16 protein-coding genes are annotated in these 23,863 nt (G+C 75.4%); 10 read left to right on the top strand and 6 right to left on the bottom strand.

Annotated features, from left to right (window positions below; genetic code table 11):
- Positions 1 to 294: 294 nt before the first annotated feature.
- Positions 295 to 6,765 carry a type I polyketide synthase gene (locus FJK98_RS20915; RefSeq protein ID WP_145920545.1) on the top strand — a complete coding sequence of 2,157 codons (6,471 nt, stop codon included), beginning with the start codon at positions 295 to 297 and terminating at the stop codon, positions 6,763 to 6,765.
- 177 nt (positions 6,766 to 6,942) lie between these two features.
- Here FJK98_RS20915 and FJK98_RS20910 read toward each other — a convergent pair whose 3' ends face one another.
- Complete coding sequence (locus tag FJK98_RS20910; RefSeq protein ID WP_145920544.1) at positions 6,943 to 7,221, bottom strand: acyl carrier protein; 279 nt, start codon at positions 7,219 to 7,221, stop codon at positions 6,943 to 6,945.
- A gap of 278 nt (positions 7,222 to 7,499) precedes the next feature.
- Here FJK98_RS20910 and FJK98_RS20905 point away from each other — a divergent pair, with 278 nt between their 5' ends.
- The 4 genes from FJK98_RS20905 to FJK98_RS20890 are packed head-to-tail and all read left to right on the top strand — an operon-like array spanning position 7,500 to position 11,599.
- A complete protein-coding gene (locus FJK98_RS20905) occupies positions 7,500 to 8,534 on the top strand; it encodes a ketoacyl-ACP synthase III family protein (protein ID WP_168222523.1) in 1,035 nt (344 codons plus the stop codon).
- Positions 8,531 to 9,451 carry an SDR family oxidoreductase gene (locus FJK98_RS20900; RefSeq protein WP_145920542.1) on the top strand — a complete coding sequence of 307 codons (921 nt, stop codon included), beginning with the start codon at positions 8,531 to 8,533 and terminating at the stop codon, positions 9,449 to 9,451. The genes FJK98_RS20905 and FJK98_RS20900 overlap by 4 nt, the downstream gene beginning before the upstream one ends.
- Positions 9,414 to 10,673, top strand: coding sequence for a glycosyltransferase (locus tag FJK98_RS20895; protein ID WP_145920541.1), 1,260 nt, complete (start codon positions 9,414 to 9,416; stop codon positions 10,671 to 10,673). Before FJK98_RS20900 ends, FJK98_RS20895 begins: the two co-directional genes overlap by 38 nt.
- Positions 10,670 to 11,599: an acyl-CoA thioesterase II gene (locus FJK98_RS20890; protein WP_145920540.1), complete on the top strand. Its 930-nt coding sequence runs from the start codon at positions 10,670 to 10,672 to the stop codon at positions 11,597 to 11,599. The genes FJK98_RS20895 and FJK98_RS20890 overlap by 4 nt, the downstream gene beginning before the upstream one ends.
- A gap of 39 nt (positions 11,600 to 11,638) precedes the next feature.
- On the opposite strand, the gene FJK98_RS20885 is transcribed toward FJK98_RS20890, so the two are convergent.
- Complete coding sequence (locus FJK98_RS20885) at positions 11,639 to 12,658, bottom strand: methyltransferase (RefSeq protein ID WP_145920539.1); 1,020 nt, start codon at positions 12,656 to 12,658, stop codon at positions 11,639 to 11,641.
- A gap of 221 nt (positions 12,659 to 12,879) precedes the next feature.
- On the opposite strand from FJK98_RS20885, the gene FJK98_RS20880 reads away from it, so the two are divergent.
- From FJK98_RS20880 to FJK98_RS20865, 4 genes are all read left to right on the top strand, one after another.
- The gene (locus FJK98_RS20880; RefSeq protein WP_145920538.1) at positions 12,880 to 13,464 is read left to right on the top strand and encodes a 4'-phosphopantetheinyl transferase superfamily protein; all 585 of its coding nucleotides are present in this window, start codon (positions 12,880 to 12,882) and stop codon (positions 13,462 to 13,464) included.
- Complete coding sequence (locus FJK98_RS20875; RefSeq protein WP_145920537.1) at positions 13,464 to 14,786, top strand: NAD(P)/FAD-dependent oxidoreductase; 1,323 nt, start codon at positions 13,464 to 13,466, stop codon at positions 14,784 to 14,786. The genes FJK98_RS20880 and FJK98_RS20875 overlap by 1 nt, the downstream gene beginning before the upstream one ends.
- 399 nt (positions 14,787 to 15,185) lie before the next feature.
- Positions 15,186 to 16,028, top strand: coding sequence for an AfsR/SARP family transcriptional regulator (locus FJK98_RS20870; protein WP_145920536.1), 843 nt, complete (start codon positions 15,186 to 15,188; stop codon positions 16,026 to 16,028).
- A gap of 44 nt (positions 16,029 to 16,072) precedes the next feature.
- The gene (locus tag FJK98_RS20865; RefSeq protein WP_145920535.1) at positions 16,073 to 16,810 is read left to right on the top strand and encodes a hypothetical protein; all 738 of its coding nucleotides are present in this window, start codon (positions 16,073 to 16,075) and stop codon (positions 16,808 to 16,810) included.
- On the opposite strand, the gene FJK98_RS34565 is transcribed toward FJK98_RS20865, so the two are convergent.
- Positions 16,696 to 19,113: a BTAD domain-containing putative transcriptional regulator gene (locus FJK98_RS34565; RefSeq protein ID WP_145920534.1), complete on the bottom strand. Its 2,418-nt coding sequence runs from the start codon at positions 19,111 to 19,113 to the stop codon at positions 16,696 to 16,698. The genes FJK98_RS20865 and FJK98_RS34565 overlap by 115 nt on opposite strands.
- Positions 19,114 to 19,126: 13 nt before the next feature.
- Positions 19,127 to 19,996, bottom strand: a complete 870-nt coding sequence (locus FJK98_RS20855; protein ID WP_145920533.1) for a hypothetical protein — start codon at positions 19,994 to 19,996, stop codon at positions 19,127 to 19,129.
- A 145-nt stretch (positions 19,997 to 20,141) separates the two neighbouring features.
- On the opposite strand from FJK98_RS20855, the gene FJK98_RS20850 reads away from it, so the two are divergent.
- Complete coding sequence (locus tag FJK98_RS20850; protein ID WP_145920532.1) at positions 20,142 to 20,924, top strand: SDR family NAD(P)-dependent oxidoreductase; 783 nt, start codon at positions 20,142 to 20,144, stop codon at positions 20,922 to 20,924.
- 74 nt (positions 20,925 to 20,998) lie between these two features.
- On the opposite strand, the gene FJK98_RS20845 is transcribed toward FJK98_RS20850, so the two are convergent.
- Both FJK98_RS20845 and FJK98_RS20840 read right to left on the bottom strand, forming a co-directional pair.
- Positions 20,999 to 21,688 (bottom strand): response regulator transcription factor, encoded by a 690-nt coding sequence (locus FJK98_RS20845; RefSeq protein ID WP_145920531.1) that lies wholly within the window; start codon positions 21,686 to 21,688, stop codon positions 20,999 to 21,001.
- Complete coding sequence (locus FJK98_RS20840; protein WP_145920530.1) at positions 21,685 to 23,625, bottom strand: sensor histidine kinase; 1,941 nt, start codon at positions 23,623 to 23,625, stop codon at positions 21,685 to 21,687. Before FJK98_RS20840 ends, FJK98_RS20845 begins: the two co-directional genes overlap by 4 nt.
- Between the last annotated feature and the right edge of the window lie 238 nt (positions 23,626 to 23,863).

Below are 23,863 nucleotides of genomic sequence, written 5' to 3'. Positions count from 1 at the left end.
GCGCCCTGGTGCCCGACCTGTGGGCCGGGACGGACCGGCTGCCAAACTATCGATCCACGACCGTCGTTGTCGACCCACGGCACGGTCCCCGGCCTCCCGCGAGAGCTGTCGTCGAGCCGTTCTCAAGGACGAGGTCACCGCCGGCCCCCGCCGGGTGGGACGCCGCGCCGGTGGTCCCGACCGGAAGGCGAGCGGGTCTGCCCACCGGCGTCCGTGGTTTCTCAAGTCGTTCCCAAGCGGTGGCCGGAAGACTCGGGTCGCAGCCAGCACACGACGCCGAGAGAGGCGGGGCGGATGACCGGACGGGACGAGTCGGCGCGCACGCGGGCCGCGACGCCGGGCGGGACACCGGTCGCCGTGGTGGGCATCGGCTGCCGGTTCCCCGGCGCGGACGGGTTGGCGCAGTTCTGGCGTCTGCTCAGCGACGGCGGTGACGCGATCACCGACGTGCCCGCCAGCCGGTACGACATCGACGCCTACCACGACCCGCGACCGGGCACACCGAACCGGATCGTCAGCCGCCGGGGCGGCTTCCTCGACCAGATCGACCAGTTCGACGCCGGCTACTTCGGCGTCGCGCCCCGCGAGGCGGAACGGATGGACCCCCAGCAGCGGCTGCTGCTGGAGACCGCGGCCGAGGCGCTGGCCGACGCCGGCCTGACCCGCGACCGGCTGTCCACCACCCGCACCGGCGTCTACGTCGGCGGCATGTCGTCGGCGTACGGGCACCTGCTGAGCGATGCGTCGGTGCTGGACCTGCACGCGGCGACCGGCGGCGCGCGCAGCTTCCTGGCCGGGCGGGTGTCCTTCGCCTTCGACCTGCGTGGCCCCAGCATGGCGGTGGACTGCGCCTGCTCCTCCAGCCTGGCGGCGCTGCACCTGGCCTACCAGAGCGTGCGCAACGGGGAGACCCAACTGGCGCTGGCCGGCGGGGTGAACCTGGTCCTCGCCCCCGAGGAGACCATCCCGTTCTCGGCGGCCCGGATGCTCGCTGCCGACGGCCGGTGCAAGTTCGGCAGCGCCCACGGCGACGGTTTCGTCCGCAGCGAGGGGGTGGCCGTGCTGGTGCTCAAACCACTGGACCGCGCCGAGGCCGACGGCGACGCCATCCACGCCGTGATCTACGGGTCCGCGGTCGGCAACGACGGCCAGTCCGGCGGATACCTGCTCACGCCCTCCCGACCCGGCCAGGAGGAGACGCTGCGCGCGGCGTACGCCGACGCGGGCGTGCCCGCCGCGCTGGTGGACTACGTCGAGGCGCACGGCACCGGGACTCCGGCCGGTGACCCGGTGGAGTTGGCCGCCCTCGGCGCGGTGGCCGGCGCTGGCCGGGACGGGCGAGCCGACTGCCTGGTCGGCTCGGTCAAGACGAACATCGGCCACACCGAGGCCGCCGCCGGGCTGGCCGGCGTCATCAAGGCGGTGCTCGCGCTCCAGCACCGGGAGATCCCGCCGAGCCTGCACGCCGCCGAGCTGACCGGCGCGGTCGACTGGGCGGGGCTGCGGCTGCGCCTGGTGCGGGAGCGCACCCCCTGGCCGCAGACCGACCGCCCGGGCCTGGTCGGGGTCAGCTCGTTCGGCATCTCCGGCACCAACGCGCACGTGGTGCTCGGCGAGTACCCCCGGCCCGCACCGACCCCCGTACCCGCCGCCGAGCCCGACGGGGAGGCCGCGCAGCTCCTGGTGCTCTCCGCACCCGGCCGGGAGGCGCTCACCGCCCTCGCCACCGACTACGCGCGGTTCCTCGCGCCGGGCGGCGGCGGACGGGAACTGCCGCTGCGCGACGTGTGCTTCAGCGCGGCCACCCGCCGGGACCACCACGAGAACCGGCTGACCGTGGTCGGCACGTCGCCCGACGACCTGGTCGAGCGGCTACGGGCGTACGCCGCCGGTGAGTCCCGGCCCCGGCTGGGCGGCACCGCGTCCGCGCCGGTGGAGGGCGACCGGCCGGTCGTCGTCTTCGTCTTCCCCGGGCAGGGCTCGCAGTGGGACGGCATGGGCCGGGAACTGCTGGCCCGTTCACCGGTCTTCCGCGACACGCTCACCCGCTGCGACGAGGTGATCCGCGCCGAGGTCGGCTGGTCGCTGTTGGCCAGGCTGACCGGGGAGACGGACACCCCGGCGTCCATCGACACCGTCCAGCCGACCCTGTGGGCGATGCAGACGGCGCTCTGCGCGGTGCTGCGCGACTGGGGCATCGAGCCCGACCACGTGGTCGGGCACAGCATGGGTGAGGTGGCGGCGGCGGGCGCGGCGGGCGCGCTCAGCCTCGCCGACGCCGGCGCGGTCATCTGCCGGCGCAGCCGGCTGCTGCGCACCGTCGCCGGGCAGGGCGTCATGTACTCGGTGGAGCTGTCCGCCGCCGACGCGCAGGCCGCCCTGGCCGGCCACGAGCACCTCGTCTCCGTGGCGGTCAGCAACAGCCCCACCTCGACGGTCCTCTCCGGCGACCCGCAGGCGCTGGCCACCATCGTCGCGGGCCTCGACGAACGCGGCGTGTTCTGCCGGCAGGTCCGGGTCGACGTCGCCTCGCACAGCCCGCAGATGGACCAGCTCCGCGACGACCTGCTGGCCGACCTCGGCGACGTCACCCCCCGCGCGGGTCGGGTCCCGCTCTACTCCACCGTGGACGACGCCCCCTGCGACGGTTCCGGGTGGGACGCCGCCTACTGGATCCGCAACCTGCGCGAACCGGTGCGGTTCGGGGCCGCGGTGGCACACCTCGCCGGCTCGGGCGACACGGTGTTCGTCGAGATCAGCCCGCACCCCATCCTGCTGCCGGCCATCCAGGAGACACTGGCGGCGACCGGGACCGACGGCGCGGCCGTCGGCTGCCTGCGCCGCGACGAGCCGGAACGGGCCAGCCTGCTCGACACCGTCGCGGCCCTGCACCGCGCCGGCTGCCCGGTCGACTGGCACCGGGTGGTCGGCGGGCCCCCGCCCCGCTACGTGCGGCTCCCGTCCTACCCGTGGCAGCGCCAGCGGTACTGGCTCGCCCCGACCCCGGCCGGACGACCGGACCGGCACCGCGTGGACCGGGTCGTCGACCCGGCCCGCGAGCCGTACCTGCTCGACCACCGGGTGCAGGGCACCGTGGTCGTGCCGGGCACCGCGTACGTCGAGCTGCTGCACACCGCCGCCGCCGGGATCTGCGGCGGGCAGACGCCCGTGCTGCGCGACATCCGCTACCTCGACGCGCTGTTCCTGCGCCCGGACCAGCCGCCGCCCGCACTGTCCACGACGTTCACCCCGCGCGGGCCCGACACCTGGGACGTGGCGGTGACCGGGGCGGAGACGACACACGTCACCGCGACGGTGAACCGTACCCCGCCGCCCGGACGGCGTCGGCTGCCGCTGGAGGCGACACGCGCCGCCTGCCCGGACCACCTGACCGGGGTCGACTTCTACCGCCGGTTCGCCGCCCGGGGCAACGAGTGGCAGGGCGCGTTCCAGGGCATCGCGGAACTCTGGACGGGCGACGGGCAGGCGCTGGGCCGCATCGAGGTGCCCGCCGGGGTCGACCCGGCCGGGTACACCTGCCACCCGGCGCTGCTGGACGCGTGCGGGCAGGTCCTCGCGTCGCTGATCCCGGCCGGGGACCGGTCGTCGGCGTTCGTGCTGGGCGGCATCGACGCCGTGACGGTCCACCCCGACCCGGGCGTCCCCGGCTGGGCGCACGCCGTCGCGGTCACCGCCTGGCGGTCCGACTCGGTCTGCGGCGACCTCGTGGTGTCCGACGCCGACGGCCGGGTGATCGTCGAGATCGAGGGCCTGCGCCTGCAGTACCTGCAACCCCCGGACTCGGTGCGCGACCCCGACGGGTGGTTCCACGAGCTGCGCTGGCAGCCGCTGCCGGCGCTGCCGGATGCGCACCGGCCCGCCGGCCGCCGCCTGGTCTTCGCCGACCGGTCCGGCGTCGGCGCCGCGCTGCCCGCCGACGTACGGGTGTTCCCGGGTAGCGGGTACCAACGGCTGGCGGCCGACCGGTACGAGATCGACCCGACCGCGCCGGCGCAGTACCGGCGGCTGATCGCCGACGTCCGGGCCGGGTTCGACGGCCTCGCTCCGACCGAGGTGGTGCACCTCTGGACGCTGGACATCGAGCCCGACAGCTCCACGCCGGCACAGCGGGCGGCCGAGGACGCCGAACGCCTCGGCTGCGGCAGCGCCCTGCGGCTGCTGCGGGCGCTCGCCGACGCCGGCCTGCCCGAGCCGCCCCGGCTGTCGCTGGTGACCCGGGGCGCGCACCGGGTGCGCGACGCCGACCGGACCGTGTCGATGTGGCAGGGCGCGCTCTGGGGCCTGGGCCGGGTCGTCGCCCACGAGCACCGGGAACTGGGCTGCGTGCTCGTCGACCTGGACCCGGCGGGGTCACCGGCCGACCTCGCCGCCGCGTTGCACCGGGAACTGGCCGGCGTCGGGCCGGAGGACCAGGTGGCGCTGCGCGACGGCCAGCGGTACGCCGCACGCCTGCTGCCCGTGCCCACCGCCCGGCCGGACGACGCCGACGTCACCCACCAGCTCCAGGTCACCTCGCCCGGCCTGCTCGACGGGGTGCGCCTGGTGCCGGTGCCGCGCCGGCCGCCGGGGCCGGGCGAGGTGGAGGTCCGCGCCGACCACCTCGCCCTCAACTACCGTGACGTGCTGATCGCCATGGACCTGTATCCGCGCCTGTCCGACCAGCCCGCGACCGTGATCGGCGAGTGCGCCGGCACGGTCACCCGGGTCGGGCCGGGTGTGGCCGGACTGCGGCCCGGCGACGAGGTGGTGGCGATCTCGCTGCGCTCACCCGCCGCCGCCCACCTCTGCGTCGACGCGCACCTGGTGCGCCGGCGGCCGGCCCGGCTCACCCCGCAGGAGGCCGCCACCGTGCCGGTGGCCCTGGTCACCGCGTACCACTCGCTGGTGCACCTGGCGCAGGTGCGGCCCGGCGAACGGGTGCTGATCCACCACGCCACCGGCGGGGTGGGCCTGGCCGCGGTGCAGGTGGCCCGCTGGCGCGGTGCCGAGGTGTACGCCACGGCGGGCAGCCCGGACAAGCGCGCGCTGCTGCGGATGATGGGCGTCGCGCACGTGTCCGACTCGCGGAGCACCGGCTTCGCCGACGAGATCCGGGACGCCACCCGGGGCGAGGGCGTCGACGTGGTGCTCAACACGCAGGCGGGGGAGGGCCTGCTGCGCAGCGTGGAGCTGCTGGCCGACCGGGGGCGCTACGTCGAGCTGAGCCGGCGTGACCTGGTCGAGGGCACCCGGCTGGACCTGCGGCTGTTGGCGCGCGGGGCCTCGTTCTTCGTGGTCGACGTGGTGGACCTCGGGCTCAACGAACCGCGCCGGCTCGGCGCGATCCTTGAGGAGGCCCTGGCCCTGGTGCAGGCCGGTCTGCTCGAACCGCTGCCGCACCGCGTCTTCCCCGCGACCGACCTGGTCGGCGCGTTCCGGCACATGGCCCAGGCCCGGCACATCGGCAAGGTGCTGGTGTCCGTCGGGGAGCTGTCCGCGCCCCGGCCCGCCGCACCCCCGGTCCCGCACCGGCCGGTCCGGATCGATCCGACCGCCGGCTACCTGGTGACCGGCGGGCTCGGCGACCTCGGCCGGGTGGTCACCGACTGGCTGGTCCGCGAGGGGGCCCGGCACATCGTGCTCACCGGGCGTACCCCGCTTTCCGGGACCGGCGGCGCGGACTGGCTGGCGGAGCTGCGGCGGCACGGGGTGCGGGTGGCGTACGAGGCGGTCGACGTGGCCGACGGGGAGGCGATGCGGACGGTCGTGGAGCGGCACGGTCAGGACGGTGTGGCGATCCGGGGTGTGGTGCACGCCGCCGGGGTCGTCGAGTACCGGGCCCTGTCCGAACTGGACGACCGGACCCTGTCGGCGGTCCTGCGCCCGAAGGTCACCGGCGCGGCCGTGCTGCACCGGCTCTTCGCCGAGCAGCCGCTGGACTTCTTCGTGCTGTTCTCCTCCGGCTCGGCGGTGCTCAGCTCCCCGATGCTCGGGGCGTACGCGGCCGCGAACGCCGCCCTGGACTCGCTTGCCGACCAGCGCCGGCTCGCCGGGCTGACCGCGCTCAGCGTGAACTGGGGCTTCTGGTCGGTCGGCATGCCCGCGCGGGTCGGGCGGGAGCAGGGCCGGGCGATCAACCCGGCCGGAATGGACACGTTCAGCCCCCGGGAGGGCATCGAGGCGCTGCGCCTGCTGCTGGCCCGCGACGCCACCCACGGCGTGGTGCTGCCGGCGGACTGGCGGCAGTGGGCGGGCGCGCACCCGGACGCGGCGACCTCGCCACTGCTACGTGAGCTGCTCGCCGATCCCGCCGCCGCCCCCACCCCTGCCGCCGTCCCCACCGCCCCGCCTCCCGTCGTACCCGGGTCGCCGCCGCCGGCCTCCCCGCCCCCGGCGCGACCCGTGGCCGCGGTCGCCACGGTCACCGACGCCACACCTGCGGACCCCGGGGAGACGCGTGCCGGACCGGTGGGGCCGGCGGGGGTGGGGCCCGGGGTGGCGGGCACGCTGACCGACCGGGACGCCGTGGAGCGCTACCTGGCCCGGGTCCTCGCCGAGGTGCTGGGCATGCCGTCGGCGCAGGTGCACCCCCGGCGTCCGCTCAAGCGGCAGGGCCTGGACTCGCTGATGGCCGTGGAGGTCCGTACCCGGGTCCAGCGTGACCTGGGCATGCTGCTACCGATCGCGAAGATGCTCGGCGGCCACAGCGTCGCCGACCTGGCCGGCGAGGTGTTCAGCCAACTGGGCGGGGCCGGCCGCCGCTGACCGGGCCGGGCCGGTGGGTGGTGCGGCGGGTCGCCCCGCGCAGCCGTCCGCCGGCTCCGACGCCGGCCTCGCTCACGGCGCGGCCGGGTCCCGGCACGGGGGATGGCGGTGACCGCGGACGTGCCGGTCACCGCCACCGGGTCGTACGTCGGGTGTCGCCGGTCGCCCGGTAGGCCGTCAGCCGCGCGCCGCGTCGGCCTGCGGGATCAGCTCCGCCCGGCGGGCCACCTCCGCGGCGAACTCGCCCAGCGTCATGATGGCGAGCGTCTCGATGTCGTCGTCGTCGAACGTCACGCCGAACTGGTCCTCGACCCGCAGCGCGAGCTCGGACACGGCGAGCGAGTCGAGGTCCACACCGGACGGCCCGAGCATCGAGTCGGGGCCGGTGTCGTCGGTGTAGAAGTTCATCTCGCGCAGCGCCTGCATGGTGAACGCCAGGACCTCGTCGGCTGACATGGTTGAGCTACCTTCCTCTCGGCTGGCGTGGGGCGGCGGGGTCGGCGTCGGTCGACGACATATTTCCGAAATGAGTGGGCCGAAGTTATCAACGGACACTTGCGCCGGTCAATGCGCCGAAAATGGCCTCCACGGGTGCTGAAGTCGGAGCGGCGGCGGAATTCGAGCAGTTCTCAGTCCGGCGTCGAGTTCGGGTGCACCGCCTCCCCGCGCGGGGCCACTACAGTCCTTGCCAAAGGCGGACGTGGCGCCATGGCCGGCCGACCCGGGAGACGCGGTTGAAGATCACCAACGTTCACCTGTCCGGGCTGGGTGTCTTCCAACCGCCCGTGACCGACGCCGGCCAGGCCGCCCGGCGCGGCGACTACAGCCCGGCCGCCTACCTGGAGAACCGGCTGACGGGCGCCTGCGTCGCCGGGGACGTCTCACCGCCGGAGATGGCGGTGCACGCGGCCCGCCAGGCGCTGACCCGCGCCGCCGCCGACCCGGCCGGGATCGGCCTGCTGCTGCACGCCTCCATCTATCACCAGGGTCCGGAGATGTGGCTGCCCGGCCCGTACATCCAGCGGGAGGTCGTCGGTACGGCGGCCCCCGCGTTCGAGGTCCGGTTGGGCTGCAACGGCGTGTTCGCGGCGCTGGAGATCGCCGCCGGGCACCTGGCCGGCGCGGCGACGGGCCGGACGGTGCTGGTGACCACGGCCGAGAACCTCGGCTCACCGCTGATCGACAGATGGAACTCGGCACCCGGGTTCATCCTGGGCGACGCCGGCAGTGCGCTGCTGCTGGACCGCGACCACGGCTTCGCCCGGCTGCGCGCCGTGGGCAGCGTCGCGGTGCCCGAGGTGGAACCGCTGTACCGGGGCGGTGAGCCGCTGTACCCGCCGGCGGCGGGCCAGGGCCGCACGATCGACATGCGCGAACGTGCCGAGTACTTCCGCACCAACGTGATGTCGCTGACCGACGCCGCCGAACTGCGCAACCGGGCCCGGCTCGACCTGATCGAACGCACGCTCGACGAGGCGGACCGCAAGCTGGCCGACATGACCCGGTTCATCTGCGGAAACGCGGCGGCGTACATGGTGCAGCACGATCTGGTGGAGCCGCTGGGCATCACGATGGAGCGCACCACCTGGCAGTTCGGGCGCGGCGTCGGACACACCGGCGCGAGCGACCAGCTGCTCTCCCTCAATCACCTGCTGGTCACCGGGCAGCTCACCGCCGGCGACCACCTGCTGCTGTACGGGGGCGCGCCGGCCACCCTGTCCTGCGCGGTCCTGGAGATCCTGGACGTCCCGGAGTGGGCCGGGGCATGACCGCGTCCCCGCGTACCTGGCTCGTCACCGGCAGCTCGGCAGGGCTCGGCCGGGCGCTGGTGACCGAACTGCTCGCCCGGGGCGAGACGGTGGCGGCCACCGCCCGCGATCCGCGTACCCTGGCCGAACTGCGGCCCCCCGCGTCGGGGACCCTGTGGACGGCGCGACTGGACGTCACCGACCCGGAACGCATCCGGCAGGTGGTCGACGACGCCGCCCACGCGCTCGGCCGCCTCGACGTGGTGGTCAGCAACGCCGGGTACGCGCTCGTCGGCGCCGCCGAGGAGGCCAGCGGCGAGCAGGTCGACCGGCAGATCCGGACGAACCTCACCGGGCCCATCCACCTGGCCCAGGCGGCGCTGCCGTACCTGCGCGCGCAGGGCGGCGGGCGGATCATCCAGATTTCGAGCATGGCCGGGCAACGGGGGTCACCCGGCACGGCCGTCTACTGCGCCACCAAGTGGGGCGTGGAGGGCTTCTTCGAGTCGCTGGCCGCCGAGGTGAAGGGCTTCGGGATAGGCGTGACGATCGTCGAGCCCGGCACCGTGCGCACCGGGTTCTTCGGGCGGAGCAAGGAGCTGACCACCGCGTCGCCCGCCTACGCGGGCACCCCGGCGGCGATCCTGCGTCGCCGGGCGCAGGACGGCCGCCTGCCGTGCCGTGGCGACCTGGCGAAGATGGCCGCCGCCGTGGTCGACGTCGCCACCGGGCCGACCGCCCCGCTGCGGCTCGCGCTCGGCAGCGACGCGTACGCCACGATCCGGCGCGGACTGACCGCGCGCCTGGCGGAACTGGAGGACCAGCGGCAGATCGCGGTCTCCACCGACCTGAACACCGGCGACGGGTCGACGCCGCACCGAGGACCGGAGGGGAGCGACGATGCGTATCACCGTCCTGGCGCTCGGCAGCCGCGGTGACGTCTATCCGCTGACGGCGCTCGCCGCCGAGCTGGCCCGCCACGGCCACGAGGTACGCCTCGCGGCGTCACTGAACCTGGTCGACCTGCCCCGACAGTTGGGGCTCGACGTGGTGCCGGTCGGCTGGAACCAGCAGTCGATGATGCAGACCGAGCGTGGCCGGGAATGGGTCACCAAGAGCAACCTCGACTCGTTCCTCCAGATCACGATCGAGGCGTACCGGGACTACGGTCGCCGGTTCGGCGACGAGGCGATCGAACTCACCGCCGGCAGTGAGGCCATCGTCTGCGCCGTGGTCAGCGAGCAGTGGGCCGCGGCGCTGGCCGAGGCGTACGACGTCCCCCTCGTCGCGTACGACCTCACACCGTCCCGGCCGAACGACGTGGTGCCGCATCCGCTGGTGGCCGTCGATCCGCTGCCGACCGCCGCGGCGAACCGGGCGACCTACCTGCACTACACCCGACGGGCCTGGCGGTACCGGCGCGACCTGATGTTCCAGTTCCGTCGCCGGCTCGGGCTCCCGGAGATGCCGCCGCCCCCGAAGCAGCTGCGGCGACCGCTGGAACTTCAGGGCTACAGTCCCACCCTGGTGCCCGGCCTGACCTGGGACGCCTACCGCCCGATCGTCGGTGACCTCCGGCTGACCCCGGTCGACCTGGACCGTGCCGGCATGTCCACACTCGACCCTGAGCTGGCGCGGTGGTTGGCGGCGGGCGAACCACCGGCCCTGGTGACGTTCGGCAGCACGCACGTGTCGGACCCGGCCGCGATGATGGCGGCGATCAGGCGGGTCTGCCGGTCGCTGGGTCTGCGTGCCCTGGTGGCCACCGGCTGGGGCCTGTCCGGGCTCGCGCCGTCCACGTCACCGGAGCTGCGGGTGGTGCCCTACGTGGACTACGACCTGGTGCTGCCGCACTGCGCCATGGTGGTGCACCACGGCAGCGCCAGCATCACCGCCGCCGGCGTACGCGCCGGCATCCCCACGATGGTCTGCTCCTCGTACGCCGACCAGCCGTTCTGGGGCCGCCAGCTGGAACGGCTCGGCGCCGGCGTGCACGTGCGGTTCACCGACCTGTCCGAGGACGTGCTGCTCTCGGGCATGTCCCGCCTGACCACCGGTCCGCTGCGGCGGCGCGCGGCACAACTCGGCGAGCTGATGCGCGCGGAACCCCACGGCACGCCCGTCGCCGCCGACGAGGTCGACAGGTATCTCGCCGCATGAACGGCGCAGCGACCGCCCCCGACCGTGGCCGGGCGGCCGTCGCGGAGGTGGTCGGGCTGCTCGACCTGGCACCTGTCGAACCCGCGACGGTCACCACGGACCGGCTGGTACCCGTCGCGGGGGTGTACTCCGGTCGCGGTACGTCGCGGGGAACCACCCGCCGGTACGGGGGACTGATCGCCGCACAGGCGTTGACCGCCGCCGCGCACACCGTGCGCCCCGGTCGACCGGTGCACTCGCTGCACGCCTACTTCACCCGGCCGGGCGACAGCCGCAGGCCCGTCACCTACCTGGTCGAGAGCCTCCGCGACGGCCCGTCCATCTCCACCCGACGGGTGGTCGCCCTCCAGCGCGACACCCCGATCTTCTTCCTGACCGCCTCGTTCCACGATCCCGGCGGCGGGCCGGCGCACGGGCCGTCGGCGCCCGAGGTCCCGCCCCCGGACGAGGTGCCGACCCTGACCGAACTCCTCGCCGACGCGCCCGCCCGGCTGGCCGCCGTGCAGGACATGCTCTTCGCGTTCGACACCAGGTACCTCGGCCCGCCGCCCGGGGAGCGGACCGCCGGGGAACGGGCGGGCGAGGCGCACCGCCGGGCCTGGGTACGGGTGGCCGGGAGGATGCCCGACGACGTGCCGCTGCACGTCGGCGCGCTGGTGCTCATCTCCGATCTGCCCCTGCTGCTCAGCGCGATGGTGGCCGGGCACGCGACCGAGTGGGGCCCGGGTGACCTCGGCGTCAGCATCGACCACACGGTGTGGTTCCACCGGCCCTGCCGGGCCGACGAGTGGCTGCTGTACGACTGCGACAGCCCGTGGGCCGCCGCCGGTCGCGGCCTGGCGACCGGACGCCTGTACGCGCGCGACGGCGACCTGGTGGCCACGGTGGCCCAGGAGGGTCTGCTGCTGACCCGGCCCGCCCGGTGAGCCGGGAAACGACGGACCCGGGACGGCCCGCCGCCGCGCTCAGACGGGGACCGCCTCGATCGCGCCGTCGGTGACGCCCGCGACGGCGAAACCGGCGTCGGCGAGGAGCCGGCCGTACTCCGCCGCGGTGCGGTCCCGGCCCTCCATCAGGACCAGCATCAGCAGATCCACGATCCGGTTGCGGGGCGCCCCCCAGGTGCCCGCGCCGGCCCCGGCCCGCTGCGGCTGCGCCGGCAGCAACTCCTCCAGCACCAGCAGCCGCGCCCCGGCCGGTATCGCCGCGCGCACCCGGGACAGCACCCGGGCGACGTTCCCGTCGTCCCAGTTGTGCAGGACCCGCCGCAGCACGTACCGGTCCCCGCCGGCGGGCACCCGGTCGAAGAAGCTGCCGACGACGACGTCGACCCGGTCCAGGACCCCGGCGCCGGCGAGCCGGACACGTCCCCGGGCGGCGGCCTCGGGCAACTCGACGAGGACCCCGCGCAGTTCGGGACGGGCCCGCAGGAGATCGGCGAGTAGGCCGCCGTCGCCGCCGCCGAGGTCCACCACCGTACGGGCGTCGTCGAACAGCCGTGCGGGGGGTGGCGGCGGCTCCGGGGCGGTGGACATCGCCCCGTTGAACGTCGCCGCCAGCTCCGGGTGCCCGCCCAGGTACTGGTAGAAGGATTCCCCGAAGCGGTCGGTGAAGGCCGGCCGGCCGGTGCGTACGGTGTCGAGCAGGCCGGCGAACGAGGCGAAGACCTCCTGGCCGTACAGCACGGCCGTGTCGCGGACCGAACCGGGGGCGTCCGTGCGTAGGTATTCCCCCATGCCGGACAGGGTGAAGTCGTCGGGACCGGTCTGGCGCAGGACGCCCGCGTCGGCGAGCGCGGCGAGCAGCCGGCGCAACGCCACCGGGTCCACCCCGGCGACGGCCGCCAGTTCGGCACCTCCGGTGGTGCCCGCGGCGATCCGGTCGGCCAGACCGAGCAGGGCGAACACCGAACACGCCTGCGCCGTCCAGGTGGCACAGAGGACGTTCAGCAGCCGCTTGCGGAAGTAGTCGTCGTCACGCGCCACGGATGGCCCTCCACTGAGACTCTAGTGAATGTCCAGAGAAGTGCGGGCCGGGCCCGCAGGCGCCTCGGTATGGTCGATTTCGGCCCGGTCATCCTCGCATCAACCAGGGCGCGCTGACAATTGTCGTCAATGGGGAGCCGTGGGGGATCGAATGGGTGCGCTCGCTGCGGTCGATTGGTCCGCCTGCCACCCGGGGCGTACGGTCGTCGCGGCGTGCCGTCGTGCCGGCTGACCTGGTGGTGCGGCTGCGCCGCACGGTGGACGACGGGCGGGCTACGGCCCGTGCGCTGCTCGTCGAGACGGCCGCGGCGATGGCCGGCGCCCCGCCGGCCGCGGTCGCGGTGGCGCACACGGCGACGGGCGCGCCGGTGCTGCGCGGCGTCGCCACCGGCTGGCACACCAGCGTCAGCCACACCCGTGGCCTGGTGGCGGTGGCGGTGTCCCGACACGGACCGGTCGGCGTCGACGTGGAGGCGCTGCGCCCGTTGCCCGCGTTGCCGCTGAGCCGGCGGTGGTTCGCCCCGGAGGACACCGACTGGCTGCGCGGGCGGCCGGTGGAACGGCTCGGCGTCGACTTCCTGGCGCTGTGGACCGGCAAGGAGGCGGTGGCCAAGCTGTACGGCACCGGGCTGCGCGGCGGCCGACTGCTGCGCTGGCGCACCGCGCCGCCGGCACCACCGGCGTGGCGGCCCGCCGTCGACGCCCCCGGCGTCCTGGTGACCCACCGGGAACTGCCCGGTCACGTGCTCGCGGTGGCCCGCGCGTCGGCGTGGCCCGGCCCCCCACGGCCGGCCGTCGGTCGCTGATGCGGACCGCTCTCGTCCTCGGCGGCAGCGTCGCCGGCATGGTCGCCGCCCGGGTCCTGGCCGACCACGCCGACCAGGTGTGGATCGTCGAGCCCGACCAGCTGGTGGACGCCCCGGTGATCCGCCGTGGCGCGCCGCACGGCAGTCAGGCGCACACCCTGCTCGGCCGGGGCCGGACCGTCATCGACCGGCTGCTGCCCGGCGTCGTGCGGCAGATGGTGCGCGAGGGCGGTCAACTGGTCACCAGCGGCCCCGGCGGCGCGCAGTGGTTCCTCAACGGCCGGGCCAAGGTCCCGGTACGCGGCGGCAGCGTGGTCAGCGTGTCCCGGCCGTTCCTGGAATGGCACCTCCGTCGGCGGGTCCTCGCGCTGCCCAACGTGGCCCTGGTCGCAGGGACCGCCGTCGGGCTCACCGCCACCGCCGGCCGGGTCGACGGCGCGCTGGTCCGGACACCGGGCCGCACCGACGCCCAGCGGCACGGGGCGGACCTCGTGGTGGACGCCACCGGGCGGTCCAGCCGGCTCGCCGACTGGCTCGGCCGGCTCGGCTACCCCGCGCCCGACAAGCGCCGGATGGCCCTCGACCTCGGCTACGCCACCTGCCTGTTCCACCGGGAACCCGGCCAGCGGCTGGCCGGGCACGTGGCGGTGTACTCGGTCCACACGCCGAGCCGGGCGCGCACCGGCCCCAGCTCGATGACCCCCGTCGAGGGTGACCGCTGGCTGACGCTGGTCAGCGGCTACGGCGACCGGCGGCCGGGCCGCGACCTGGGCGGGTTCCTGGAGCGCTGCCGGTCGAACCCGGCCACCCCGCTGCGGCTGTTGCCGGACGCGTGCGAGCCGGCCAGCGAGGTGTACGTGCACCGCTTCCCGGACAGCGTCCGCCGCGACTTCGACCGGCTGGACCGGTTCCCGGCCGGCCTGGTGGCGATCGGCGACGCGGTCGCCTCGTTCAACCCGACCTACGGCCAGGGCATCTCGGTGGCGGCCGTGCAGGCGGTCGCGCTCGCCGAGTGGCTCGCCGAGCCCGGCGCGGTGGACCGGCCGGCGCACGGGTACTTCCGGCGGGTCCGGGCGGTGGTGGACGACGCCTGGGACTTCTCCGCCGCGCAGGACTGCTACCTGCCGCACGTGACCGTCGCCCGACCGTTCGGCTGGCGGCTGCGGCGTGGTCTGGCCGAGGCGGTGCAGCACGCCACCGTGACCGACGAGGTGGTGCACCGGGCCTTCCTGGAGGTCGTCAACCTGACGGCCGGCCCCGCCCGGCTGCGCCGCCCGGACATCCTCTGGCGGGTCGGGGCGGCGGTGCTGCGCCGACCCTGAACCTGCCCGCCCGAAGCGCGGCAGTCGGGACCCTTCGGGGCGACACATCCCATTTTTAATGAAGGCCAGCAATGATGTCGATGTGTGGCCGGATGGCCGCCGACGGCACCGGGACCGCCGCCCGGCCCGGGTCCCCGCCAGGCCCTGTTTTTTCGCTTCGCCAGGGGGTCTGACCTCGAAGTTCCTAGCGGTCCTCGAAGATGGTTCGAACAATCGACGACGGTCGTCCGGAAACCGGCTAGCCTCTCAGTCGAACGTCGTACCACTGCGACGCGAAAAGACGTGAATGCCGCATGTAACTGACGCCTGTCTATGCAGATTGGTGCGGTTTCCGCTGTCGTTCGGTCCCCCGCAGCGGCACGTCGGGACGAAGGCAGCTCGTTCTCTGGGGGAGAGGCCATGGAAATCCAGATCCTGGGACCGCTCGTGCTCGCCCACGCCGGTCACACCGCCACACCGACCGCCCCGAAGCCCCGCAGCGTGCTGGGCCTGCTGCTGCTCAACGCGGACCAGACCGTGCCGGTCTCCGCGCTGATCCAGGACCTGTGGGGCGCGTCCCCACCGGTCAGCGCGCTGACCACGCTCCAGACGTACGTGCTCCAGATCCGCAAGTGCTTCGCCGGCCTGCTCGACGTCCCGGTCTCCGAGGTGGCCAAGCGGGTGCTGGTCACCGTCCCCGGCGGCTACGTGCTCCGGGTCGGTCCCGACGAGTTCGACCTGCGCCTGTTCGAGCAGCTCGCCTCGGCGGGTCGACGCGCCCTGGCGGCCGGCGAGAACGTCGACGCGGCGGCGCTGCTGGTGCGCGCCTGCGCGCTCTGGCGTGGCCCGGCGCTCGCCGACGTGCGCGCCGGCACCGTGGCCGAGCCCCGCCTCAAGGCGCTGGAACAGACCCGGCTCACCACCGTCGAACAGTGCATCGAGGCCCGCATGCGGCTCGGTCACCACCAGGACGTGCTGGCCGAACTCACCCTGCTCATCGCCGAGCACGGGCTCAACGAGAACCTGTGCGCGCAGCTGATGGTCGCGTTGCACCGCAGCGGCCAGCGACGCGAGGCCCTGGTGGTCTTCCACCGGCTGCGCACCTCCATGGTGGAGGAACTGGGGCTGGAGCCGTCGAAGCGGCTGCACCTGCTCCAACAGGCGGTCCTCGCGGACGATCCGGCGCTGGAGGTGGCGCCCCGGGACGACGGGCTGACCCAACTGCTCGACCACCTCGCCCTCCAGCGGCCCCGGACCCGGTAACCGCCCCCACCCGCCGTGTCGTATCCCTGGGGCAGACTGCCGGGGTGGATCTGACGTTTGCCTTCGCCGCCCTGCTCGGGCGGTCCGATCTTCCTGCCGGCCCGCACGACGCCTACTTCGGCGGGGACACCCTCGACGAGTTCCTGCTCCCGGCGGGCTGGCTCACCCCCGACGCCCTCGCCTCGTCGGCTCCGGTCACGGTGCCCGACGTCGACGCCTGCTACCTCGACGACGACCATGCCGCCCTCGGCTGGGAGTTCGACCTGGCGAACTCGCTGTTCGCGGTCGAGTGGGCCGACGACGTGCTGCCGGCGGCGTTCCTCGCCGACGTCCGGGCGGTCGACGCGGACCTGCTCGTGCGCGGCGTCGACCTGGGTGCGCTGATCGACCGGCACGGCCTCGACCTGACGGCGGAGTCGGCGCGCCGGTGGAACTACCGGCTCTCGGCGCTGCTGCGCCTGGCCACCGACGGCACCGTCCACGACGCCATGCGGATGGCGACGTTCACCCACCGGCTGCCGGAGCTGCTCCCGATCGGGCCGGGCGACCACCGGCGGGTCGAGCAGGAGTGGGCGGCGGCGCTGGCGCAGGTCGAGCCGCCGCAGCTGCGGGACCACCTGAGCCTGCACTGCCTGGAGCCGTTCTGGTCGCGGGCCGCGGGCGCCCGTTACCTGGGCGCGACCGAGTGGCCGACCGGCACCTCGGCCCTCGCCGGCCGGCGCAAGCTGCTGGCGGGCTGGGAGTTCGGGGAGTCGCAGTCGGGGGTGGCGGTGGTCGGCTGACGCCGGCCCGGCCGCTCGTCGACCCGACGCCCCGCCCGGCCAACCGGGGCGTCGGGACAGGTCGGCGCGGCCCGGACGGCGGCCGGGCCACCGGAGTCGGCGGCCCGCCGCACCGCGTCGGCGGGCACCTCCCCGGCGCGGGCGCTCGCGGCGGCCAGCTCACGGTGCAGGTCGAGCCGGGTCCGGGCGGGCACGGTCGGGGCCAGGTCGGCGGCGCGCAGCGCACCCGCCCACAGCGCGGCGGCCTCCTGCGCCGCGCCGAGGGCCCCGGCGCGGCGGGCGGCGGCGGTGAGGTCGACGACGGCGTCGGCGGCGGTGGACGCGGTGAGGGCCGCCAGCGCGTGCCGTCCCAGCGTCGCCACGTCGTCGCACCGCTGCTCGCGGAGCACGGCGAGGACGCGGGCGTGCAGCCGGGTCCGGCGCAGCAGCGGGAGGCCGTGGTAGAGCACGTCGCGCAGCATGACGTGGGCGAACCGCACCCGCCCCGGTGCGGGCTCGACGAGCAGGCCGGCCGTCACCCCGGCCTCCAGCCCGGCCAGGACCGGCTCCTCCGGGCCGCCGTCGACCGCGATCAGGAGATCGACGTCGACCTCCACGCCGCAGACCGCGGCCTGCCGCAGCACCGTCCGCGCGTCCGCCGGCAACCGTGCCAGCCGGCGGGCCAGCAGGTGCCCGAGGCCGGCGGGCACACCGTCGAGCGCCGCCGCCGGCCCCTCCGCGGCGACCAGCCCGGCCAGCTCGATGGCGAACAGCGGATTGCCCGCCGAACGGTCCCGGACCGTGCGCAGCACCGCCGGGTCGTGCACGCCGTGCCGGCGCAGCACCGCGGTGACGGCCTCCGCGTCGAGGCCACCGAGCGTGACCTCGACCGCCGGCACACCGGCCAGCGCCGCCCGCGCCGCCACCACGTCGTCGGTCACCTCGTCCGGCCGGTACGTCACCACGACCAGCACCGGCGCACCGGCGAGGGCGGCGGCGAGATGCCGCAGGACACGCAGGGTCGCCCCGTCGGCGTGGTGGACGTCCTCGACCACCAGCAGCAGCGGGTCGTGCCCGGCCAGCCGGAACAGGTGGGCGGCCAGGGCCCGACCGAGGTGGAACTCGTCGTACCCGCCCCGGGCGTCGTCCGGCCCGTCGGGGTCCAGCAGCAGGTCCCGGTGCTCCGGCTCCCCGGGCGGCAGGAACCGCCGGGTGGCGGCGGCCACCTCGCGCCACGCCCACGCCGGGGGAGCACCCGCCACCGGCGGGCAGGTGCCGACCGCCGTCCGCCAGCCGGCGTCGGCGAGGCCCTCGGCGAACTGCCCCACCAGCGTCGACTTGCCCGCCCCGGCCTCCGCGCCGAGCCAGCAGACGCCGAGCCCCGACCGGGCGGCCCGGTCGGCCGCCGCGCGCAGCCGGGCCAGCTCCGCCGTACGCCCGCACACCCGGCGCGGGCCCGGCGCGGCGGGCGGCCCGGTCGCCGCCGGTGGCGGGCCCGGAACGGCGGCCACCGGCGGTGGACCCGGTGTGCCGTGCACCGGTGGCCCGGGGACGGCCGGCTCCAGCCGGGGGCTCTGCCGCAGCAGGTCCGTCTCCAGGGTCCGCAGGGCCCGGCTGGGGTCGATGCCCAACTGCTCGGCCAGCGTCGCGCGGACGGCACGCAGCACGTCCAACGCGTCGGCCTGCCGACCGAGGCGGTACAGGGCGACCGCGAGCAGCATCGCGGCCCGTTCCCGCAGCGGGTGCTCGCGTACGTGCGGGTCGAGGTCACGTACCACCTCGTGCGGCCGGTCGAGTTCGAGCAGCAGCCCGGCGCGCTGTTCGACGGCGGTCGACCGGAGCTGGGTCAGCCGCTCGCCCTCCCGGTCCGCCCACGGCTCCCCACCGAACTCGGCGTACGGGGTGTCGGCACCCCAGCAGGCGAGCGCCGCGTCGAGGCCGGTGAGCGCCGCGACGGGCCCGGGTGCGGCGTCCGGCGTCGCGGACCGTAGCGCCGCCTCGAACCGCCAGGCGTCCACGTGCGCGGTCGGCAGCCGCAGGGCGTACCCGGGGGCGACGGTGACCAGGACCCGGGCGGGGGTCCGTGCGCGTCGGTGCGGTTCCAGGACGCGACGCAGGTTCGACACGTACACCTGGAGGGCGGCCCGGGCCCGGCGCGGCGGGTCACCCGCCCAGAGATCGTCGACGAGCCGGTCCACCGACACGACGTGGCCGCCGCCGGCGACGAGCCGGGCCAGCACCGCGCGTTGCCGGGGCGCGCCGAGGTCGACCGGCGTGCCGTCCCGGGCGGCCCGCACCGGGCCGAGCACGCCGATCGTCGTCACGTCCGGACCCCGCTCAGCGGGTGGAGATGCCTCCGCTGAGCGCGGCGGAGGTCAGACCCGCCTCGTTCGAGACCACCACCACGTGCACGAAGGCCTGCGGCATGTGGGTGAAGTGCCAGGTACGCCGCCCGGTGTCCGGGGTGCCGTAGATGACCGCCCGCGCGACGCCGACCTCGGTGGTGGGGATCGGCGCACCCCAGGTGGGCTGCGGGATCGGCAGCGAGGGCCCGCCTGGCGGGGTGGTCGGCAGCCCCGGATCGGTCGGGGTGTCGTCCGGTGTGGTCTGCAACCAGCTCAGATCGATCCGGTAGTTGTCCTCCCGCACCGAGTTGTCGGTGAAGGTGACGTCCAGGGTCCGCTTGCCCTCCTGGTATCCGGTGGACAGCGTCAGCCCGCTCGGCGCGGCCGGGACGACCCGGTACTGCGGGCAGGACAGCGGGGCGACCTCCGGCACCGGCTGGCTGCCGTCGGGCACGTTGTTCGCGGTGACGCAGAACGTGTGCACCCCGGCCAGCGCCGAACTCGGCACGGTGAACGAGAAGCCGACGAAACCATTCCGCTCGACGTGCCACAGGTTCGCCGGGCGGGTCACCGCCGGCGGCACGTCGGTCTGCACCGTCACCTGCACCGGGCCGCCGTTGGGGTCGCTGGCCCAGCCACTGACCCGGACCGCCCCGCCGACGTACTCCCACGACTCCAGCCAGCCCATCGGGTACTTGTCGCTGCCCATCGGCGGGGGAGTCGGCTCGGTGGGGCTGTCGTCGCAGGCCGGCGGCGGGTCGGGAACGTCGCAGTTGGGGCGGGCCAGCGCGGTGCCGGCCGCGGCCACGGTCAGCCCGGCGCTGACGGTGAGCGCCAGACCGACGGCGAGGATTCTCTTCATACCCCCAGCACAGCAACCACCACTTGGTCCGCGCCTGGCGTGGCCGGCGGCGGACGCGTTTAGCCGTCGCCAAGCGACGCCGGGTCCCATCGGTCGGGGCAGCGACCTGCCCGGGGTGCGGTCGCACCAGGACGGAGGGAACGGTATGGGCACCATGGTGGTCACCGGATCGGTGGACGGCATCGGCCGGCGTACGGCGGCGCGGCTCGTCGCCGCCGGGCACCGCGTCGTGCTGCACGCCCGCGACGAGGAACGGGCGGCGGTGGCGAAGGCGGCGATCCCGGACGCGGCCGGGGTGGTGGTCGGCGACCTGGCCTCGCTCGCGCAGACCACGGCGCTCGCCCGGTCGCTGGCCGCGTTCGGCCGGTACGACGCGATCGTCCACAACGCCGGGATCGCCCGCCTCGACGCCGTCGAGCGGGAGCTGACCGGTGACGGGCTGGAGTCGACGTTCCAGGTCAACGTGCTCGCGCCGTACCTGTTGACGGCGTTGCTGCCGCCGCCCGGCCGGCTGGTGTTCGTGTCGTCGGCGATGGCCGCCGACGGGATCACCGACCTGGGCGACCTGCGGTACGACACCCGCCCCTTCAACGGCGTCGAGGCGTACTCCACCTCGAAGCTGCTGGACCTGGCGCTCGCCGTGGCCGTGGCCCGCCGCTGGCCCGCCACCCTGAGCAACGCCGTCGACCCCGGCTGGGTACGCACCCGGATGGGCGGTGCCGCCGCCCCGACCAGCCCCGACGACGCCGCCCGCGCCCAGGTGCGCCTCGCCGTGGGCACCGACCCCGACGTCCTGGTCAGCGGCCGGTACGTCAGCGCGCGCGACTGGCGGCCGTCGCCGGCCCGGCTCGCCCCGCTCGGGGAGGAACTGCTGGCCTACTGCGCGCAGCTCACCGGCGTCACCCTGCCCGACGCCCGGCCGAGCTGACCGGCCGACGGCGGTAGCGCGCCGGGCGACGGCGGGTGACCGCCCGAACCCGGCCCCGCAGCGGTCGCCCCCGGTCACGCCGACCGGTCCGGGACCGGGGTGGCCGGGGCCTCGGCCGGGCTGGGCGCGCCCAGCCCGTGATCGCGGGCCAGGGCGATCGCCTCGGCGCGGCTGCCCAGGTGCAACTTGACCAGGATGACCGAGACGTTGTTGCGGACGGTCTTGGCGCTCAACCCGAGCCGGTGCGCGATCAGCGGATTCGACAGCCCCCGGGCGAGCAGTTCGAGGATCTCCCGTTCCCGGTCGGTGAGCTGCGGGAACGGGGCGTCGGCGCGGGCACCCAGCAGCGCGCCGGCCCGGTCGGCGAGCGGACCGCCGAGGATCAGGTCGCCGCCGGCCACCCCCCGGATACCCCGTTCCACGTCGGCGGCCGAGGCACCCTTGAGCAGGTAGCCACGGGCCCCGGCGCGCAGCGCGGCGACCAGCGACGCGTCGTCGTTGAGCATGCTCACCACCAGCACCCGCACCGCCGGATGGTCGCGGCGCAGCAGCCGGGTCACCTCGATCCCCGACCCCTGGCCGAGGTGCAGGTCCATCAGCACCACGTCCGGGCGTACCCGGGCGACGAGCGCCAGGGCGGTCGACGCGTCGGCGGCCTCGCCCACGCACTCGATGCCACCCAACGTGTCGAGCAACGCGCCCATGCCCAGCCGGAAGACCGGGTGGTCGTCCACCACGGCGACGCGGATCGGGGTGTCGGTCACGGCTGCTCCAGGGGGACGGTCAGGCAGACGGTGGTGCCCCGGGGGCCGGCCGGCCCCACGGTGAGGGTCGCGCCCACCGCCTCGGCCCGCTCCCGCATCGCGTGCAGGCCGACGCCGTGGCTGGTGGGGCCGGCCGGAAGGCCCCGACCCTGATCGGTGACGGTGACCCGTAGCCGGTCGGGCCGCTGGTCCAGCGACACGGTGCACCGGTCCACCCCGGCGTGCCGCTGCACGTTGCGGATCGCCTCGGCGGTGACCCCGTAGGCGGCGGTCGCGACCGGCTCCGGCAGCGGCGTCAGGGTGGCCGGCCCGTGCAGCACGATCCGCAGGCCGCTACGGGCGTACTGGTCCCGCAGCAGGTGCAGGGCGGGGCTCAGGCCGCCGTCGGCGAGCACCGGGGGCAGCAGGCCGTGCGCCATGTCCCGGACCTCCGCCGCCCGTGCCGTCAGCTCGCCGGTCAACCGGTCCAGCAGGTTCTCGGCCCGTTCCGGGTCGCGGCGCAGCAGGTTGCGGGTGGCGGCCAACCCCAACCCGATGCCGCTGAGCGCGGGGCCGAGGCCGTCGTGCAGATCCCGACGCAGGGAGCGGCGCTCCTCGTCGCGTACCTCGGCCAGCCGTTGCCGGGAGCGGGCCAGGTCCCGGTTGGTGCCGGCCAGGTCCACGACCGCGGCGACCACCGGGGCGAGGACGGTGAGCTGCTCGCGGGCCCGGCCGTCGAGCAGCTCACCGGGCAGGGGCCAGGCGTGCAACTGGCCAACGAGCCGGTCGCCGCTGGTCAACGGCACGGTCAACGGGCGGCCGTACGGGTGCGGTGGTGGCTGCGGCCCGCCCTCGGTGATGCGCACCTCGGCGAGCCGGAGCGCGGCGGCGATCGTCGCGCTGATCTCGGTGGTGCTGCCGACGCTGTGCGCCACCCGGTGCAGCAGCGGTCCCGGGGCCTCGCCGTGCACGAGGCGGTCCACCCGCCGCTGCACCGCCTCACGCATCGGCTGGAAGGCCGCCGCGAGCACCCCGGTCACGACGAGTTGCGGCAGCGGCAGACGCTGCGGCAGCAGCCGGTCGAGCAGCGTCACCGTCGCGCAGTAGGCGGCGATCACCACCGCGGTCATCAGGTACCACACCAGGGTGCGGCGTACGGCCAGCCGCAGCCCCCACAGCTGCTGACGTAGCACCACCACCGCCACCGCGGCGGGAAAGAACGCCTGCGAGGCGAGCATCAGCAGCGCCGGCAGGGCCGCCGGGACGACCGGGGGCAGCAGGGTGGCGAGGAAGGCGAGGGTGAGCAGCCCACTGCCGGCCGTCGCCCAGCCGAGGCCGTGGCGCTGCGCGGCGGGGCCGCGTCGCCACCGCCACCCCAACCCGGCGCAGGCCAGCAGACCGAGCCCGACCAGCGGGTACGGCAGGACGGGCAGCAGCGCGGCCCGGACGCCACGCAGCCCGTCCGGCAGCGGCAGCACCCCCAGCGGCGGTGGCGCGGTGACGGCGGCGGCCATCGTCACCACCACGTAGCCGACCCCGGCGGCGACCGCGCCCCGGCCGAACCGGTCCAGCGGCCGGTCCGGTAGCAGCCAGGGCATCACCACGACCAGCGCGTACAGGCCGGGCACCCAGGCCCACCGGTGCAGCGCGGTCAGCGCCGGTGGCCCGCCGACGGCGAGCTGCCACTGGCCGGCGCACGCGGCGACCGCGCCGCCCAGCGCCGCCGCGCAGGCGATCACGGCGGGCACCCGGCTGCCGGTCCGCTGCCGGTTCAGGATCAGCCACGCCAACGTGCCGTAGACGATGCCGTCGAGCAGGTCGACCAGGGAGTAGAGCTGGGTGGCGGACCACGGCGGGGTCGCCACCGCCCAGGCGACGACCGCGCCGAGGCTGAGCAGGACGGTGCCGGTGAGAACCGCCCACCCGGTCGACCGCGCGGTCAGAGATACGTTCGGCATGGCCGGTCCACTGTCTCAGCATGACCACCGCCGCCGCCACGGACCGCGCTTCCCGTCGGCGACGACGGGGACCGCACCGGCACCCCCACGGGCTTCCCTCCGGATCACTGGACGCCGCCGGGCCGGCGGACGCGCAGCGCAGCCTGTTCCGCGCCCCGTCCCGCCGGCCAGGGGCGGATGTCCCGAGCCGCCGGGACCGGCACCTCGACCGTCCGGTGGCACGGGATGCGCACGGGTC

This window comes from Micromonospora sp. HM134 (assembly GCF_007833915.1).
GTDB classification, from domain to species: Bacteria; Actinomycetota; Actinomycetes; order Mycobacteriales; family Micromonosporaceae; genus Micromonospora; species Micromonospora wenchangensis.
Note: the sequence above shows the minus strand (reverse complement) of the source record. Positions and strands in the feature narration are given on the sequence as shown.